Source organism: Acinetobacter sp. CAU_H_S170_2 (genome assembly GCF_058890445.1).
Map to the genome: position 1 here is coordinate 1,903,879 of NZ_JBZYAE010000001.1, position 18,284 is coordinate 1,922,162.

At 41.4% G+C, this 18,284-nt stretch carries 12 protein-coding genes; 6 read left to right on the forward strand and 6 right to left on the reverse strand.

Features of this window, described 5'->3' with window-relative positions; genetic code table 11:
• Positions 1 to 40: 40 nt before the first annotated feature.
• From AC5EUN_RS09360 to AC5EUN_RS09375, 4 genes are all read right to left on the reverse strand, one after another.
• The gene (locus tag AC5EUN_RS09360; RefSeq protein WP_493352295.1) at positions 41 to 8,221 is read right to left on the reverse strand and encodes a type I secretion C-terminal target domain-containing protein; all 8,181 of its coding nucleotides are present in this window, start codon (positions 8,219 to 8,221) and stop codon (positions 41 to 43) included.
• A 667-nt stretch (positions 8,222 to 8,888) separates the two neighbouring features.
• Positions 8,889 to 9,821 (reverse strand): IS5-like element ISAha1 family transposase, encoded by a 933-nt coding sequence (locus AC5EUN_RS09365; protein ID WP_004637176.1) that lies wholly within the window; start codon positions 9,819 to 9,821, stop codon positions 8,889 to 8,891.
• 174 nt (positions 9,822 to 9,995) lie between these two features.
• Entirely contained in the window at positions 9,996 to 10,697 is a 702-nt protein-coding gene (locus AC5EUN_RS09370) for an amino acid ABC transporter ATP-binding protein (RefSeq protein WP_035330447.1), read from the reverse strand.
• Positions 10,698 to 10,779: 82 nt separating this feature from the next.
• Positions 10,780 to 11,490, reverse strand: coding sequence for an amino acid ABC transporter permease (locus AC5EUN_RS09375; RefSeq protein ID WP_010326531.1), 711 nt, complete (start codon positions 11,488 to 11,490; stop codon positions 10,780 to 10,782).
• A 21-nt stretch (positions 11,491 to 11,511) separates the two neighbouring features.
• Here AC5EUN_RS09375 and AC5EUN_RS09380 point away from each other — a divergent pair, with 21 nt between their 5' ends.
• Positions 11,512 to 11,847, forward strand: a complete 336-nt coding sequence (locus tag AC5EUN_RS09380) for an ExbD/TolR family protein (protein ID WP_010326530.1) — start codon at positions 11,512 to 11,514, stop codon at positions 11,845 to 11,847.
• Positions 11,848 to 11,962: 115 nt separating this feature from the next.
• On the opposite strand, the gene AC5EUN_RS09385 is transcribed toward AC5EUN_RS09380, so the two are convergent.
• Together AC5EUN_RS09385 and AC5EUN_RS09390 are read right to left on the reverse strand one after the other, a co-directional pair.
• The gene (locus tag AC5EUN_RS09385) at positions 11,963 to 13,126 is read right to left on the reverse strand and encodes a DUF2135 domain-containing protein (RefSeq protein WP_010326529.1); all 1,164 of its coding nucleotides are present in this window, start codon (positions 13,124 to 13,126) and stop codon (positions 11,963 to 11,965) included.
• Positions 13,127 to 13,358: 232 nt separating this feature from the next.
• Positions 13,359 to 14,303, reverse strand: coding sequence for a LysR family transcriptional regulator (locus tag AC5EUN_RS09390; RefSeq protein ID WP_029574999.1), 945 nt, complete (start codon positions 14,301 to 14,303; stop codon positions 13,359 to 13,361).
• 89 nt (positions 14,304 to 14,392) lie between these two features.
• Between AC5EUN_RS09390 and AC5EUN_RS09395 the strand changes: the two genes are divergently transcribed.
• From AC5EUN_RS09395 to AC5EUN_RS09415, 5 genes are all read left to right on the forward strand, one after another.
• Positions 14,393 to 15,034, forward strand: coding sequence for an alanyl-tRNA editing protein (locus AC5EUN_RS09395; protein WP_010326527.1), 642 nt, complete (start codon positions 14,393 to 14,395; stop codon positions 15,032 to 15,034).
• A 1-nt stretch (position 15,035) separates the two neighbouring features.
• Positions 15,036 to 15,671, forward strand: coding sequence for a LysE family translocator (locus AC5EUN_RS09400; protein ID WP_010326526.1), 636 nt, complete (start codon positions 15,036 to 15,038; stop codon positions 15,669 to 15,671).
• Positions 15,672 to 15,939: 268 nt separating this feature from the next.
• Positions 15,940 to 16,257, forward strand: a complete 318-nt coding sequence (locus AC5EUN_RS09405) for a hypothetical protein (RefSeq protein ID WP_010326525.1) — start codon at positions 15,940 to 15,942, stop codon at positions 16,255 to 16,257.
• A 108-nt stretch (positions 16,258 to 16,365) separates the two neighbouring features.
• Positions 16,366 to 17,415, forward strand: a complete 1,050-nt coding sequence (locus tag AC5EUN_RS09410; RefSeq protein ID WP_010326524.1) for a linear amide C-N hydrolase — start codon at positions 16,366 to 16,368, stop codon at positions 17,413 to 17,415.
• A 230-nt stretch (positions 17,416 to 17,645) separates the two neighbouring features.
• The gene (locus tag AC5EUN_RS09415; RefSeq protein ID WP_010326523.1) at positions 17,646 to 18,269 is read left to right on the forward strand and encodes a LexA family protein; all 624 of its coding nucleotides are present in this window, start codon (positions 17,646 to 17,648) and stop codon (positions 18,267 to 18,269) included.
• Positions 18,270 to 18,284: the final 15 nt, after the last annotated feature.

Sequence of the window (18,284 nt, forward strand, 5' to 3'; positions counted from 1 at the left end):
TAAACCCACAAAGCATCCTTTTTATTCATTTCCTTCGTGTTTAGAAAATGATTTGATTATTGTCTAACAGTGTTTTGAGTTGATCCTCAGCAGTAGCACCCAAATCAATAGCATTGATATTATTGAGAACCAAGAGATCTGCTTTACCAAAACCTCCTGCACTGCCATCACGGTCAATTGCAATCACTGCATGTCCATTCACATCAGTTGTCACAGAGATATAGTTACCTATATTAGTCGCAGTCTGTTGCCCATCAAGCAATGCAGAAACATCAATTTTGTCCGCCCCTGCACCGACAGTAAAGTCAGTCCAAGTATCGACTCCATTGCCACCTGTTGGCGCGTTACCTAGATTATCGAGTAGTTCATACAACACGGTGTCGCTACCTAAACCACCTATGAAGGTGTCATTTCCTGACCCTCCAATCAGTAAGTCATTCCCTGCACCACCAATCAGTGTGTCATCGCCATCGCCACCACGTAACAAGTCATTGCCTGAACCACCTGTTAATGTGTCATTACCAGCATAACCATATAAACGCACCCCATCGGTTGCGGTAGATTGGTCTAAAGCATCTACACCTGTCGTACCCTCAAAAATAAACTCACTACCATTACTGAAGTTATCCAGTAGGTTGATATTAATTAGACTACCGCCACTCTCCGTTGAGGATGCACCTTGACTATCAATGGCTGTCATTGAAACTGAGTTCAGTACATTTGTAGTTAACAAATTACCTGTAAGCAATGTGCCATCTTCCGCACGCATTTCAACTGCTGCTAAAAGCTCATTGATAGCCAAATTGCTAATCGTTCCACCATCTAGTGCCGTAATGATGAGTGTATTGCTATAGCCGAGTAGATTGAGTAAACCACCATCTGTCACTGAGGTAACTTTCAAACCTAGCTCAGTAGCCAACTCTGTACTGACGGCAAAGTAAGCACGTGTTAAGCCAACATTAACTACAGGTTGATAAACCAATTCAACACGTTGCAGGTTGTTGTTTACATCGACAACTGAATAAGCTTGGCGACTTAGATCAAGTAGACCTAGTGCATCTACACCGATTAAGCCTAAGAGCGTAGATACTTCTAGGCTAATTTCTGGAGCCACGTTATTTGGATCAAAGTCTGGTTGATATTTATTGGCATCCTCTAAACTACCAACTGTTAAATCCACGTTATGCGTATCAGTATCGCCATCGCCATCTTTGACTTCAATACTAATATTTAGCTCATTATCCGTTTTAATGGCATCATAAGTAGCTTGGTCAACCGTTTGCTCCCCAATCACCAATTTTCCAGATTTAAGCAAGTAAGAAATTAGTTCATCTTGAGACGAAAATTGCCCTACAAAGCCAGTTACACCTTGCAGAACAATAACTTGATCTACTCCACCATTCCCTGCAGTGCTGATATGAATTTCTGTATTGCCTGCTACTTCAACAAACGATACATAGTCCCCAATGTTGACTGAACTTGTACCTACTCGGTCTGCATTTGGCAACAATCCAGATAAATCAATAATGTCTCCACCTTGGGCAACTGAACGAATATCAAAGTCGGTGACTGTATCTCGTGCAGGAGTAACAGTCGTCCCTTGGTCGCCAAACTCCCACTTAAAGACATCACGACCTAGGTCGCCTGTAAGCGTGTCATCACCTTTGCCACCAATAATAATGTCATTACCTGCACCACCATTAATTGTGTCATTTCCAGTACCACCACGGATAATGTCAGCAAAGTTACTGCCAGTGATAGTGTCATCGCCATCTAAACCAAAGATTTGGACAGAGGTAGTCGCGCCACTTTGATTAAGTGTAAGATCATTGCCAACTGTACCTTTGATTACGCCAACCGTACTTCCTGTACCTGATGTAATCAAATCGACATCAACTAAAGTACTCAATGGGGTTGCTGAGCCCACTGCACCATTTGCATCTTCAGCTTTTAGTGTCATATTTGTTGTGAGTTGGACTCCTGAACCCAGCAAGTCTAAAACGCCTTGGCCATCTGTGGTTCGAACTGTACCCAAAAATTGATTTAAGGCTAAGGCATCTACTTCTACACCAGCTTGCAATGACTCGACCGTTAAACTAGCTTTGAAACCATTACTATTATTTGCAGGAACAGCTGTTACTTTTAATCCTAACTCTGTAGCAAGCTGAACATCATATTCAAGCTTTAATTCACCATTCAATGCAGTTTGTACATTCGCTAATAGTGGATTCAAGATTGCATCACTAACCCACGCCTTAACCAATGGAGAATTTAGTAATGCTGATACTGCACTTAAACTACTGCCTAATATATCGCTAAGAATATCGCCTAATAATGGAATAGGACTCAATGCTGCACTAATACCAGCCTTAACTGCAGTATCTAATGCTCCAATTAATCCTTGTATTTCATAACCAGCGTCAACCTTCACTAAATTATTATTAGCATCTGAAACTGAAAAGGTCTGTGTTTGTGAAAGATCAATTACGCCCAGTGCATCAGCATTGATAATGCCTCCACCAAGTAATCCACCAGCACCAGCAATGTTCGCCTCAGGTGCCTCATTCATCGCTAGACCTTGGCCTGTAACCTCGACCGTATAGTTTCCAGTATCCAAATTCACTGTAATGGTTTCACCACGAACAGTGGTCACCACTAAAGACGTATCTGAGCCATCCGCTACAGTATGTGAGGCAATAACACCTGAGTTGCCAAAGTTAGTAGGCGTTGTCACTATCGTACCATCATAAGTAAACTCAATTCCTTCGATAGTCACTTTACTGACATGTGCGCCTTCTGCATCGCCACCAAAAGTTTCAACAGCAGAGCCACGGTAAGTTTGCGGTACGCTGATATCGAGCGTATCTGCACCTTGTGTAATTTGCTGTGTTAAGTTAGCAGTGCTATCTGTCGCTGCAGTAGGCACACCATCTACAACGTCTAGTATCAATACATCATGCGCAACACCACCATCGAGAACAGGTACAGTAATTGTGATTTTGTCTGCACCAGCCAATGCATGATCCAAACTATGGTTTTGAACAATCGTATAGTCGCCATTGTTATTGATCGTGATACTCAATACTGGTTCTGCAAGACCTGCTACCGTTGCAACAAATGGACTTGCTGCTGTTCCTGCCCCACTCCAAACCACAGCAACGCCACCTACAGCAAGTGTAACTGGGTCACCATTGCCATCCACAGCTGTGACTGGCGCTGTTGCATGATCCATCGTTAGGCTTGTACCTGTTTTAACAGTACTGCCTGTAACAGGTGGATTTAAACCAACTCCTGCAAGTTCAGAGTCATTCAGTACGGCTGGAATATCTAGGGTATAAGCCGCATCAGCCGTTGCAGGTGAAGCATTTCCTGCAGCATCTGTAAATACAGCCTCTACAGATACATTTCCTGCACCATCTGCAAACTGACTACCTGGAATACTGGCTGTCCACGTATTGCCCGTTACTATTGCTGGATAATCCGCTCCATTCACAGTAACTATGACGGTTGTAGTGGCTGCATCAGTTGGAGTCGTAAGCGTTCCTGTAACCGTGATAGTGCCACTCGCCTCGGTTGTGTCAACTACACCATCCACAGCGATAGGCGTATCAATTGAAACAGCGCCGCCTGTTGGTGCAACTGTATCAATTTCGAAAGTTAATGATGGTGACGAAGTCGAAGTATTCCCGTTAGTGTCCGATACCGTGTATGTAATAATATAATTATCATCATCCCAATCCGCTGCTGGGGTATAACTCCACTCACCATCAGGCTGAACGATAATTGGTGTTCCTGCTCCAGTGACTGGTGCTCCATTGACATAAAGGTTAATGGTTTCACCCGGAGCTCGACCAGTCCCTGTAATTTCAGGACGGCTATCATTGGTCACAGAATTATTGGCAATATTTCCAGTTTGAAGCTCAACATCATCTACTGCTGTAGGTGCAAGTGTTGGTGTAGCTGGTGGTAAAACATCGACAACAATAGCATCAGAAATTCGATCTACATTACCCCACTCATCTGTTGCACTAATTTCGATTGGGTTCTGACCTTCACGTACCGAAACATTGACATTTAAAGTTCCATTCGCAACTTCCGTTGCACTCAGAACATATTTGTCACCATTAACAACAACAATGTCTCCAACTTGAGCATCGGCTCCTAAAGTAATTTGAACAGGTGTATTGTTTTTACCATTGAGTTCTTGTCCATTTAGCGTACTGTTGTTATCTAAATCATCTGGGAAATCAATAGACTCCACAATATTACGAGCCGCTCCATCAATCTGCACATCCCTAGACGCATCGTCTAATACACCTCCTGCATCTGATATCGTAACCTGCAACGTTTCTGTTTGCCCTTGAGTGACTGGAACACCAGTAAAGTCAACATACATATTGGCTAAATCTGCTGCTGTAACCGTATGTGGAGGTTGACCCGCTAAAGTAACGATGTCTCCTTCGCGGACATCTGCACCAAGCTGGACGCGTACATCTATTGTGCCACCATTTCCTAGCTCACTGTTATCAATAATATTATTGCCATTCGCATCATTAATGATATTTACATCACCAATATATTGTCCGTCTAGCACTTCAAAGAATTTGAAATCTAGCTCTGTTTGTCCATCCGTATTAGAAGCATCTACACGGATGAAATTCAGACCATCTACTACAGTTACAGGAACGGTTATTTTTAAAGCATCAATTTCAGTTTGAGTTAAGGTGTACAAAGTTCCATTAACAACTATCGTATCCCCAACTTTAGCATCTGCCCCTAAAGTGATCGTGACTGTATTTGTTTGTTGGTCACGAATTTCTCCCTGAGTTAATTTTCCGTTTGTATCGGTATCTGCATTTAATGTAATGCCATTAATCAAATCCGCAGATCCGCTCGCTCCCGTTGCGCCTGTCGAACCAGTGGCTCCTGTAGCACCTGTATCACCCGTTGCGCCCGTAGCGCCCGTAGCACCTGTGGCACCTGTAGCTCCCGTGGCACCATCAGCACCATCTGCGCCTGTGGCTCCTGTTGCACCATCAGCACCAGTAGCACCATCTACGCCCGTAGCTCCAGTGGCACCTGTTGCACCATCAGCACCCGTAGCACCTGTAGCTCCCGTGGCACCATCAGCACCATCAGCACCATTCGCGCCCGTAGCGCCTGTAGCTCCCGTGGCACCTTTTAAGTATTCTATAAGATCGTTAATGTCTGAACCCGGTGGTAATTCACCCGCATCAATCAAAAGCTCTAGTGCTGACTTACCATCTGCACCTGTGGCACCTGTTGCGCCAGTCGCACCATCTGCACCTTTGAGGTAGTCAATCAGATCGTTTGTATCAGAACCTGGTGCTAACTCACCCGCATCAATCAAAAGCTCTAGTGCTGACTTACCATCCGTACCTGTGGCACCTGTTGCGCCAGTCGCACCATCTGCACCTTTGAGGTAGTCAATCAGATCGTTCGTATCTGAACCCGGTGGTAATTCTCCAGCTTCGATCAGCAACTCTAGTGCTGACTTACCATCCGCACCTGTGGCACCTGTTGCACCTGTTGCACCAGTCGCACCATCTGCGCCTTTGAGGTAATCAATCAAGTTATTCGTATCTGAACCCGGTGGTAATTCTCCAGCTTCGATCAGCAACTCTAGTGCTGACTTACCATCCGTACCTGTGGCACCTGTTGCGCCAGTCGCGCCATCTGCACCTTTGAGGTAATCAATCAAGTCATTCGTATCTGAACCCGGTGGTAATTCTCCAGCTTCGATCAGCAACTCTAGTGCTGACTTACCATCTGCACCTGTGGCACCTGTTGCGCCAGTCGCACCATCTGCACCTTTGAGGTAATCAATCAGATCGTTTGTATCAGAACCCGGTGGTAATTCACCTGCATCAATCAAAAGCTCTAGTGCTGACTTACCATCTGCACCTGTGGCACCTGTTGCGCCAGTCGCACCATCTGCACCTTTGAGGTAATCAATCAGATCGTTTGTATCAGAACCCGGTGGTAATTCACCTGCATCAATCAGCAACTCTAGTGCTGACTTACCATCTGCACCTGTGGCACCTGTTGCACCAGTCGCACCATCTGCACCTTTAAGGTAATCAATCAGATCGTTAATGTCTGAACCCGGTGGTAATTCACCCGCATCAATCAGCAACTCTAATGCTGATTTACCATCTGCACCTGTGGCACCTGTTGCGCCAGTCGCACCATCTGCACCTTTGAGGTAATCAATCAGATCGTTTGTATCAGAACCCGGTGGTAATTCACCCGCATCAATCAAAAGCTCTAATGCTGATTTACCATCTGCACCTGTGGCACCTGTTGCACCAGTCGCACCATCTGCACCTTTAAGGTAATCAATCAGATCGTTAATGTCTGAACCCGGTGGTAACTCACCCGCATCAATCAAAAGCTCTAATGCTGATTTACCATCTGCACCTGTGGCACCTGTTGCACCAGTCGCACCATCTGCACCTGTGGCACCTGTTGCTCCGGTTGCGCCATCTGCGCCTTTGAGGTAGTCAATCAGATCGTTTGTATCAGAACCCGGTGGTAATTCACCCGCATCAATCAGCAACTCTAATGCTGATTTACCATCTGCACCTGTGGCACCTGTTGCGCCAGTCGCACCATCTGCACCTTTGAGGTAATCAATCAGATCGTTTGTATCAGAACCCGGTGGTAATTCACCCGCATCAATCAAAAGCTCTAATGCTGATTTACCATCTGCACCTGTGGCACCTGTTGCGCCAGTCGCACCATCTGCACCTTTGAGGTAGTCAATCAGATCGTTTGTATCAGAACCCGGTGGTAACTCACCCGCATCAATCAAAAGCTCTAATGCTGATTTACCATCTGCACCTGTGGCACCTGTGGCACCTGTTGCACCAGTCGCACCATCTGCACCTTTGAGGTAGTCAATCAGATCGTTTGTATCAGAACCTGGTGCTAACTCACCCGCATCAATCAAAAGCTCTAATGCTGATTTACCATCTGCACCTGTGGCACCTGTGGCACCTGTTGCGCCATCTGCGCCTTTGAGGTAATCAATCAAGTCATTAATATCAGAGCCCGGTGGTAACTCACCCGCATCAATCAGCAACTCTAGTGCTGATTTACCATCTGCACCTGTGGCACCTGTGGCACCTGTTGCGCCAGTCGCACCATCTGCACCTTTGAGGTAATCAATCAGATCGTTTGTATCAGAACCCGGTGGTAATTCACCTGCATCAATCAAAAGCTCTAGTGCTGACTTACCATCTGCACCTGTGGCACCTGTTGCGCCAGTCGCACCATCTGCACCTTTGAGGTAATCAATCAGATCGTTTGTATCAGAACCCGGTGGTAATTCACCTGCATCAATCAAAAGCTCTAGTGCTGACTTACCATCTGCACCTGTGGCACCTGTTGCTCCGGTTGCGCCATCTGCGCCTTTGAGGTAATCAATCAAGTCATTAATATCAGAGCCCGGTGGTAATTCACCTGCATCAATCAAAAGCTCTAGTGCTGACTTACCATCCGCACCTGTTGCTCCCGTTGCGCCATCTGCACCTTTGAGGTAATCAATCAGGTCATTAATATCAGAACCCGGTGGTAACTTGCCCTCATCTATCAAAATCTCTAAAAGTGATTTGCCATCTGCTCCTGTGGCACCTGTTGCGCCATCCGCTCCTGTCGCCCCAGTAGCACCATCATTACCCGTAGCACCTGTTCCCCCTGTGGCGCCTGTTTCACCCGTAGATCCAGTGGCACCCATTTCACCTATAGCGCCTTTAGAACCAGAACCTGAATCATCATCTGAATCATTTGCTGCCCAAGCTATCATGCCTCCCGCAGCTAATGGAATTGCAATCCACGCTAATGCAGACATTCCATTATCATCGTAAAGTAAAGGTTCAATATCACTCAAAGTTGAATATGTTGCATTTATAGCATCGCCATTAGCAACAAAATCTACCCATATTAAGGCATTACTACCTTCTAAAACTAAACTATTATCCGATGCGAAAAAACCAACAATTGTTATAATCTCTCCATTATTTAAAATAACTTTGAGATCATTCCCTTCTTTTGAAAAACTCTTAACATCATCTTTATTTAGCTGAAGCTTGACTACCGAAGGGTTTTCTTTTGATAACTGAACTTTATTTGATCCTCCCATATTAGCCACAGCTTCTTTATGAGATTCCTTACCTACTATTGAAATTTGAGTAACCATACAAATAACCCTCTGAAATGGTATTGATTTGTTATTTCCATCCAAAAATAAAAAAACGTTTTCTAGTCTTATTAAACTTAAACAACTTTCAGCTACTCATAACCTGTATGTTCTTATGGTTCATTAAATAAAAAATGAGTATTAAAAGTAAATTCTTTCTTCTCTAAGTGTTTTTACACTAGTTTATTATTCTTTAAAATACACCTGCATAAACCCACTCAATTCTGACAAAAAATTATTAAGATTTTTTAAAAAATCTTATTAAACCTTTTAAAATCCACATGTTAAACCAATGTTTTAAAAATTATTTTTTATATAAAAAACAAATAGATAACAATAATTAATATTTTTAACAAATCGAAAGATATCTATTTTTAAAATTATACACATTAAAAATAAAATTGTTTTTTTATGTAACATTAAGAATGAAAATGCACATTTTTTTTATGGCTTTTTATGAGAACAAAATCACAATAATTTATATATACTGTATTTAAAAACACAATATTTTATACACTGAGTACAACCCACTCCCAAAACCACAAAATCACTATTTTGATTTTACACACACTTTTTTTTATTTTAGATACCCATACATCTAGTACTGAATTAAACGGCTTTGTTGCACAAACATTCAAAAGCTAAACTTCTTCCAAGTTATCTAAATTTAAGTGGCAACTTGGGTGTGAGGTCGGCCTAAATCTGTAAATTTATTTAATACGGCCACACGTGCATGAATCTCATTGACTTGGCTTTGAAAGTTTCTCGCACGGAGTTTATCGCCTAATAATTTGATGCAATGCATCTTGGTTTCTATCAGACTTCTGCGATGATAGCCTGACCAATTTTTCCATATTGTTCTTCCTAAACGTTTAACTGTTCGAAGTAATTCATTTCGCTCTAGCGAGCTGGTCTTTGTATCTTTCCAAGGTTTCGCATTTTTTCTTGGCGGAATCACCGCATGTGCTTGTCGGTCTGCAATTACTTGACGGCATTGCTTGGTGTCATAAGCCCCATCAGTATAGACAGAGTCAATCTGCTCATCTTGTGGAATCTGATCGAGTAAATCACCAAGCACTTGTGAATCACTCACATTATTTGTAGTGAGTTGAATAGCGCGTATTTGAAGAGTTTCAGCATCTATACCAATATGAAGTTTACGCCATTGGCGACGATATTCAGGTTGGTGTTTCTTACGCTTCCATTCACCTTCGCCTAGAAACTTTAAGCCAGTAGAATCGACGAGTAGCTGGAGACCATTACTGCTTTTTTGATAGTTAATTGCAATATCAATATGCTTTTGTCTTCTGCAGATGGTGGAATAGTCTGGTGCTGTCCAATCTAATCTACAAAGATGAATGAGACTTTGCACAAAGCCAGTGACCATGCGTAAAGAAAGACGAAATAAGGATTTGATCATTAAACAGCATTGGATGGCTGTATCTGAATAAGTTTGATTTCGACCATGTTTACCTTTGGGTTGAGCGTACCATTGAGTCTTGGGATCAAACCAAATTGAGAGATTTCCTCGATTTATTAATGCACTGTTATAAGAAGACCAATTGGTTGTACGATAGATTTTAGGTGTGGGCTTATTCATTTGAGAATTATATTGTGGAATAAGCCTTTAGAGATAGGTTTGTGCAACAAAGCCGGATTTAATCATACCTTATCAACAAAATTAAACTTATAAAAAAATCGTTAGTTTTATCATTCACCAACGATTTTAATATATAAAACTAAAATAGATATCATTAAAAAATAAGACTCAAATTTATAAAACCCGAGATAAAAAGTTTTGAGTACGCTCTTCTTTAGGATGTTCCAGAACTTGTTGAACGGTTCCTTGTTCAACAATTCGCCCTTGATCCATAAACACCACATGGTCGGCAACTTCTCGTGCAAAAGCAATTTCATGCGTTACAATCACCATGGTTTTACCTAATTTCGCCAAGTTTTTGATTACATTCAAGACTTCACCTACCAACTCAGGGTCTAAGGCGGACGTTGGCTCATCAAATAAAATTACTTTGGGGTCCAGTGCCAAAGCTCTAGCAATCGCAACACGCTGCTGCTGCTGCTGCCCCCCAGAAAGTTGTTTGGGCCATGCTTCAACTTTATCCCTTAGCCCAACTAGACCCAATAATTGATTGGCTTTTAAAATCGCTTGATCTTTACTAAGTTTTTTATGTGCTAAGGGTGCTTCAATAATATTTTGCAAAACATTTAAATGTGGAAATAAATTAAAATTCTGAAAAACATAACCCACCGATTTACGTTGTTTTAAAATGTCTCGTTCTTTTAACTCATAGAGTTTATCGCCTTTTTTATGATAGCCGATAAACTCATCATCAATTTGAATAAATCCTGCATCTACACGTTCTAAATGATTTATCGTGCGTAGTAAAGTTGATTTACCCGACCCAGATGGACCAATAATTACCGTGACAGATCCCGCAGGAATATCAAGACTAATATCCTGTAATGCCGCATGTCACGCATAGTTTTTAAATACATGGCTCACTTGAATATGACCATTTGTAGGCGATGCTGATTGATTAATTATCATAGCTGGCTCCTATACGCGGCTGAGTTGTGTGTGGCTGCGCTTTCTTGAAAAAAGCAAAGCTATTAATCGCTGATTTCCGTTCACCTTTCGCCAATATTTTTTCGATATACCATTGCACTATGGAAAAAACACTGGTGACGATTACGTACCAAACGGCGGCAACCATCAACAACGGAATCACTTCTTGGTTGCGGTTATAGATCATTTGTACTGTGTAAAAGAGTTCAGGCATTGCCAAAACATACACAATTGATGTGCCTTTAGATAAGCCCACACATTCATTGATAATCGCGGGGATAATACTGCGAATCGATTGTGGTAAAATAATGCGCGTCGTACGGCGCCACCATGACAGACCCAATGCTGCCGCTGCTTCAAATTGACCATGATCGACAGACAGAATCCCACCACGGATGACTTCCGCGGTATAGGCACTTTGTACAATCACCAAACCGACTAAAGCTGTTGAGAACTGATCTAGTGCATTGATGGTTTTAAACTGGGCAAAGACCGTGTCGGTAAAAGGTACACCGACATTAATGTATTCATATAAATAAGAAAAGTTATAGAGAATAATCAACACCAACAGCAATGGTAATGATCTGAACATCCAGATATACACCCATGCCAATGAGCGAATTAACCAAGATGAAGACAGTCTCATCATGGCTACAATGGTGCCCAAAATTAAACTAAACACGATACCCCACTGGTCGATGTGATGTTGGTGCTATTGATCGTGTTTATCATCACGGCGCCTTTATTAACCAATAGCGTCAAGGTCAACTTACCCAAAGCTGCACCGACACAATCTACAGATCAAAACAAAGCACTGGTGATTAGTGTAAAACCTGATGGCGCAATCTTTTTAGATAAAGACCCAGTCAAACTCGAAAATTTTGAGCAAGAAATCACACAGCGTAAAAATACCAACAGCAAGTTAGCATTAAACCTAAATGCCGATGAAACTGTCCCTTATGGCACTGTGGCTAAACTTTTAGCCAGTATAGAACGTGTCGGTGTAGAGAAGTTATCGGTGATTACTGAACCGAAATAATTGATTTTCCATTTGAAAATGAGACCTCTACAACATATCGGTCTGTATTGATAAAAAAGCACCTTCAGGTGCTTTTTTATTCATTCAATATAATCCAAATTCTCTATTGATAGACTTAGCGACTCACTCGCTGAATGGCCTCATCATAGGTCACACTTGGCTTGTATTGATTTGCCAATTGATAATGTTGTTTGGCTTGAACATAGTCCTGATTATTTTCATAAATTTTACCAATGTTGTAATGTGAATACGCTTTGGTATTGTCATTAGACGCTAAGGCTATCGCCTTTTGATTTGCCCATAATGCTTCAGATGAACGATTCAACTTTTGATAAGCAACAGCAAGATTGCTATAGGTTTGTCCAACGTTTGGATTATAATCAATGGATTGTTGATAAATCAGGGCAGCTTGTTCAAATTGATTGTTTTTATACGCTTTATCCGCTTTCAAATTCAGAGCTTTAGCCCTTGCCTGTGCGTTGGCTGAAACAGAAACAGAATGCAACTGCATCGCTTGGCTTTGATAACTCGATACAGTTGAACCAACTTGGCTTGCGCCAATAGTTGTCCCCGAAATACGGTTAATATCTTGGATTTCCCCCTCTGGACTAATGCGGAACACAGTCCATAAGTTCCCTGTCCGCCCGGTTGGAATATAATAAGAACGGATCAAAGACTCGCCAGCATAGACCATAACTTTTGCTTGGCTATTCGATAGGTTCGCAGTATTGGGTTTGGCGCGATCTGAATAATCATGCACTGAATAAACATAATATTGCCCGTCTAAACGTTTATCGATGGTTACGGTTTCAGGGCCATAAGAGTCTGTGTCGTCGACATCTAAATTGGCATCTTGCCCTTGTTTATTGTCCCAATAGACATGTTGATTTTTATAGCTTAAATGCGAGTCCAAATCTAAAGGACTCTGTCCCCAGTTTAAAACAATTCGCATACTGTTTAAGTCTTTCAATACAGGACTTAAAGCATAGGTCATACCATCACAGGGACATTTTGCAACCAGTGTTGAATAGCCTGATTTTTTGATAATCAATAAATTGTCTGCGCCATTCGCACTGCTACTGTTCACCGTTGCTCGGCCGTCTGCATTAGTTGAAGTTGATGCAGACTGTTCACCATTTTTTTGTAAAATGACTTGTGCATTCGCAATATTTTGATCTTTTACCGTTGCACTTAAAACATGAATATTGGTTGTATCTGCATAGCCCAAAGTAGGGATGCTTAAACCCAAGATAGAAGAATAAAGTAGATGTTTTTTCATTGCATATCTCTTATTAAATTGCTTATTTCATTTTAAAGTCTTTTTCAACGCTAGAACTTAAACATTAAATCATTCAAATTATGCGGTACATTTGATGCATATACTATGGCTTAAATATCGATAGTCTGCTTAGGCTATTTCAAAGATGCATCATCAATGTTTACTCTTCATCACCTATCTAACTCAGCATTAGCCATGCTCTAAGCTCTTTGAATGATGCTATTTTAATAAATTAAGCAAGCGTCTCTTCACTTTTTAGGACGGGTTCTAAACTCAGTTTCTGCGCAATAAACTGGATAAAGACCTCTATTTTCGGAGCTAAATAGCGTGTCGGTGGATATAGTAACCAAGCATCTCCACTATAATAAGTCTTGAAATGCCAATCTGGTAATACTTGAATCAGTGCTTGGTTATTTAAAGCATATCTCGCCATAAAATAAGGCAAACTTGCGACTCCCATATGCTTTAAAGCCGCATCTAGTCGGATACCCGTATGATTCGCCGAATATCGTCCTTTTACAGTCACACTGGTGGTTTTATTGCCTTTTTGGAATTTCCACTTTGAATCACTGACTTGTTCACCCAAATAAATACATTGATGTTGGCTTAAATCACTCGGTTGCTGAGGTGTTCCATTCTTTTTTAAATACTTGGCTGTCGCCACTAAGACATGGTCAATGCGAATGAGCTGTCGGCCCTTTAAGCCTAACGGTGGTTCATTGGTAATGCGTATGGCCAAGTCAATTTCATCATCAATAAAGTCTATGAAACGATCTTCCAACAGCAGTTGAATATCTATTTGAGGATAAAGTTCAAGAAACTCGGGTATATACGGATGAATCAGATAATGCCCTACGGCTTTCGGTACACTGATCCGAATGGTCCCACTCGGTTCAGTATTGAATTTGCCTGAATGCTCAATTACGGCTTGGGCAGCTCTAACCATCTCTAAACAATGGTCATACGTTTGTTTCCCACTCTCACTTAAACGCAATTTTCGTGTTGTTCTTTCGAGCAGCCGTGTTCCTAAAGCCCGTTCCAATCGGCTGATGGCTTTACTCACTGCGGACGGTGTATTTCCAAGCTGTCGAGCCGTTTCTGAAAAACTGCCAGTCTCCACAACTTTAACAAAAATAGCCATTTCTTGGAGTAAAGCCATACTTTGATTTGTGCTCATGAGGAAAAAGTAATTTAATTTTTTACTAGATTATCATCAATAATTAAGCCTCATATAATCTTTTCTGTGAAATTTTGACAGAGATAACCATGACTCAAGCTTTATATCTATCTGACATCACTCAGGCTGAGGTAGAAATTTTAAGATGTGAACCTACTGACGATGGACGATTTTCCATTCAGCTTGCCCAAACACCGTTTCATCCGCAAGGTGGTGGTCAACCTAGTGATTTAGGTAAAATCAATGGTGTGGATGTGCTTCATGTCGCTATGCAAGATGATCAAATTATTCATTATTCTAATCACGCGATTACTTTAGGTCTGGCACAGGCTCAAGTTGACCTCAACCGACGCCACTATCACAGTCGCCTACACTCCGCAGGACACTTAATCGGGCATGTGATGCAAGCCTTTGGTTGGCAACCCACCAAAGCACAGCACTGGCCAGACGAATGCAAAATCCAATTTATCAAACAAGACCATTCTGAAAACCAAGATTTAGAAACTTTACAGCAGATATGCAATCAATATATTTCAAGTCAACTCGTCAGACTGACCCAACAAAATGCTGATGGCTACCGTGAAGTCAGTTTTGGGAATTTACCTGCATTTTCTTATGGTGGAACTCATGTCCAAAATTTATCTGAAATTGGAACGCTCAAAATTACAGGCTATAAACTAAAAGAAGATAAGTTAACTGTGAGTTATCGCGTTTCGGATGAGCATCAATAATATGTGGATGCAATATAGTTCAGAATTTTTAGCTTTGGCTTTGGTGCATTTTCTTGCGGTCCTTTTACCCGGCCCCGACTTCGCAATTACAGTTAGAAATAGTGTGCGCTATGGCTATGCAATTGGGTGCATCACGGCTATTGGCATTGGTATAGGAATTTCAGTTCATGTTTTATATACCCTTGTAGGCTTGGGCATTATTATTCAACAAAGTCCGTGGTTCATGCTTATTTTAAGAATCTCAGGCGCACTATATTTAATTTATTTAGGTTGGAGTTTATTACGTGCCCCCTCTGTCAATATCGACCCCTCAATTGAAGAAACTGCCAATATACCTTTGAGTCAAAGCAAAGCCTTTATAACGGGCTTTATGACCAATGCACTCAATCCCAAAGCGACTATTTTTTTTCTGGCTATATTTACCACACTCGTCAGTCCTACAACCCCCATGAAAGTGCAATTTGCTTATGGGATATGGATGTGTAGCATCAATACACTCTGGTTCATGCTGGTCGCTGTTTTGTTTTCTCGACCCGTCGTTCGACAGCAATTTTTAAAGATGGGAAAACAGTTTGAGCGATTGATGGGCCTCATATTAATTGCTCTGGCGCTGAAGCTATTATTTATCCATTTATGATGTTTCATAGCACCAGCAACTGTGGATTATTCAGAATATCGGCGCTGCCGATATTCTGAATAAGTACATAAAAATATGAGCAGCATATTTAAATTATAAAATGTGCAATCATTTCACTAAATCTGGCTGTACATTGGTTTCTATTGATCTTCTAAGGATATCTTTTCGACTCACCCGACATTAAAATAAAACTGTGCTAAAAATAATCAAACAAGCCATACTCTATTTTTATATCATGTGGTAAAAATATATAAAAAAAGGAAATGACATGAAAATAAAAGTATATTCATTACTTTCAATCGGTATTTTTATGAGCCAAAGCACTCAGGCTAAACGCTTTATAGAAGGCTGGCACAGCGCGTTAAAACTGAACCCGAACATGTATGCCTTTGGTGCAGATGTAGACAACACAATAGGCCAAAAAAACTTGAATTTTTTTGCTGACTGGAAAACAACTACAACCTCTCAAGAAAAACATGCATTGTCCCTACCTATTGCTTTAAATACCCAATTAGATCAAACCAGTTATAGAATTTACAATCAAGCGTATCTATCTCCTGAGACTACACAATTCAAAGCAATCTAAAATAAATCTCGGAACGGGTTATCGTTATTTTGAACACAATTATAAAGCGAACAATTTTTATTAAGACATTTAACACCACAGTTACCTATTTTCTAAGAGAGCATGATAATGAACAATGTATTAAAAAAAGTATTATTTGCCGCAGGAATATTTGTGGTAGCAGAAGCTGCTATGGCATGTACTCGTGTGGTTTATCTAGGCAATAATGACGTCATGACAGCACGTTCGATGGACTGGAAAAGCGATATTGGAACCAACTTGTGGATTTTACCCAATAATGTCAAACGTAATGGTATGGCGGGGCCAAAATCGATTCAATGGACATCAAAATACGGCAGTGTGGTTGCAACGGGTTATGACATCTCCACTACCGACGGCGTCAATGAAAAAGGGCTAATGGCAAACTTACTGTGGTTGGTTGAATCTGAATATCCAAATGTGAAAACCTCTAAAAAGCCAACTTTGGGCATTTCACTGTGGGCGCAATACGTCTTAGATAATTATGCCACAGTGAACGAGGCCATTCAGGCATTGGAAAAAGAACCTTTCACGGTGGTGACCGACCAAGTCCCAGGTGAAAAACGGTTAGCGACACTGCATTTATCTATTTCAGATGCCACAGGCGACAGTGCCATCATTGAATATATTGGCGGAAAACAAGTGATTCACCACAGTCGCCAGTACCAAGTAATGACCAACTCACCAATCTTTGATCAGCAGTTGGCGCTAAATGCTTATTGGAAGCAAATTGGTGGAACAACCATGCTCCCGGGTACAAACCGCGCGGCCGATCGTTTTGCGAGAGCATCTTTTTATATCAATGCCATCCCGAAAAATGCGAATTATAAACACTCATTAGCGAGTGTTTTTGGTGTCATTCGCAATGCTTCCGTACCCTTTGGATTGAACACAGAAGAAGAACCAAATATTTCATCAACCCGTTGGCGTACAGTGGTCGACCATAAACGCGGTTTATATTTCTTTGAATCTGCTGTTTCACCCAATGTGTTTTGGGTCGATTTAAAGGAAATTAACTTTAAAGATGGTCAAACCAAGAAGTTAGAACTTGGCCCAGACCAAGCGATGACATATGCAGGCAAAGCCAATGCATCCTTTAAAGTCACCAAACCTTTTGAGTTTTTAGGAACTAATCTCTAAGTTTTCATTTAGATCATCGGCTTAACGATATAATCCCCCCCAATAGTAGCCCTGATCAAAGGGCTACTTATCATCCAAAAGAAAGTTTCTTACTTTTTCTTACCCGCGACCAAAATTGACGGAGCATTGTTTATTCAGCATTTTTAAATTTGAGATTTCTCCCACATCAGCATATTCTAAACAGACAGATTTCACTTCCAAACACGCCTTGTAGCGTAGGAGTATTCACCATGTCAAAGAAGTTACCCATCTACTTCTCGGACGACGCATGGTCGTCTTTACAAGATCTCATGGGGCCAGACGGCAAACCCAGCCCCACCATCAATAACATGCTCGAACAAATTGCGCAGCAAGCTGAACTTGCGGATCAACTTGGGCTGACTCCTGTTCTACCTCAGTCCAAAGTATCTATTCCTGTTTCTTTAGAACGCATTCCAGCAGGCCCAGCGTTCAGCACTAAAGATGAGCAAGGCAAAGCCATCGATCTCAATGAATTCTTAATACAAAACCCCATTTCAACGTTCATCGCTCACGTAGACAGTGAGTCAATGTTGGGCGTAGGTCTTGAAGTAAATGACCCGATTATTATTGATCGGAGTATTGAAGCCAAACACTACGACATCGTGGTGGCTTTAATTGATAATAAAGACTCCACTATTAAAAGACTGATGATGACAAACAAAATGTCAAAGTCGGACATCAAAGACATTTTTGGAGATGAAAACTACCCTCTGCCTCAACTTTGGTTGAAAGCTGAAAACCCTGAATATGAACATATTATTCCTACAGAAAATCAAACCTTTGTTATTTGGGGAGTGGTGACATTTAACTTAAAACGTTTGTATCACCGTTAAAAATAATAAGAAGAA

Excerpts from the sequence above, each read along its gene's own strand:
- AC5EUN_RS09360 (WP_493352295.1), bottom strand. The coding sequence starts at position 8,221 with ATGGTTACTCAAATTTCAATAGTAGGTAAGGAATCTCATAAAGAAGCT.
- AC5EUN_RS09365 (WP_004637176.1), bottom strand. The coding sequence starts at position 9,821 with ATGAATAAGCCCACACCTAAAATCTATCGTACAACCAATTGGTCTTCT.
- AC5EUN_RS09380 (WP_010326530.1), top strand. The coding sequence starts at position 11,512 with ATGTTGGTGCTATTGATCGTGTTTATCATCACGGCGCCTTTATTAACC.
- AC5EUN_RS09385 (WP_010326529.1), bottom strand. The coding sequence starts at position 13,126 with ATGAAAAAACATCTACTTTATTCTTCTATCTTGGGTTTAAGCATCCCT.
- AC5EUN_RS09390 (WP_029574999.1), bottom strand. The coding sequence starts at position 14,303 with ATGAGCACAAATCAAAGTATGGCTTTACTCCAAGAAATGGCTATTTTT.
- AC5EUN_RS09395 (WP_010326527.1), top strand. The coding sequence starts at position 14,393 with ATGACTCAAGCTTTATATCTATCTGACATCACTCAGGCTGAGGTAGAA.
- AC5EUN_RS09400 (WP_010326526.1), top strand. The coding sequence starts at position 15,036 with ATGTGGATGCAATATAGTTCAGAATTTTTAGCTTTGGCTTTGGTGCAT.
- AC5EUN_RS09405 (WP_010326525.1), top strand. The coding sequence starts at position 15,940 with ATGAAAATAAAAGTATATTCATTACTTTCAATCGGTATTTTTATGAGC.
- AC5EUN_RS09410 (WP_010326524.1), top strand. The coding sequence starts at position 16,366 with ATGAACAATGTATTAAAAAAAGTATTATTTGCCGCAGGAATATTTGTG.
- AC5EUN_RS09415 (WP_010326523.1), top strand. The coding sequence starts at position 17,646 with ATGTCAAAGAAGTTACCCATCTACTTCTCGGACGACGCATGGTCGTCT.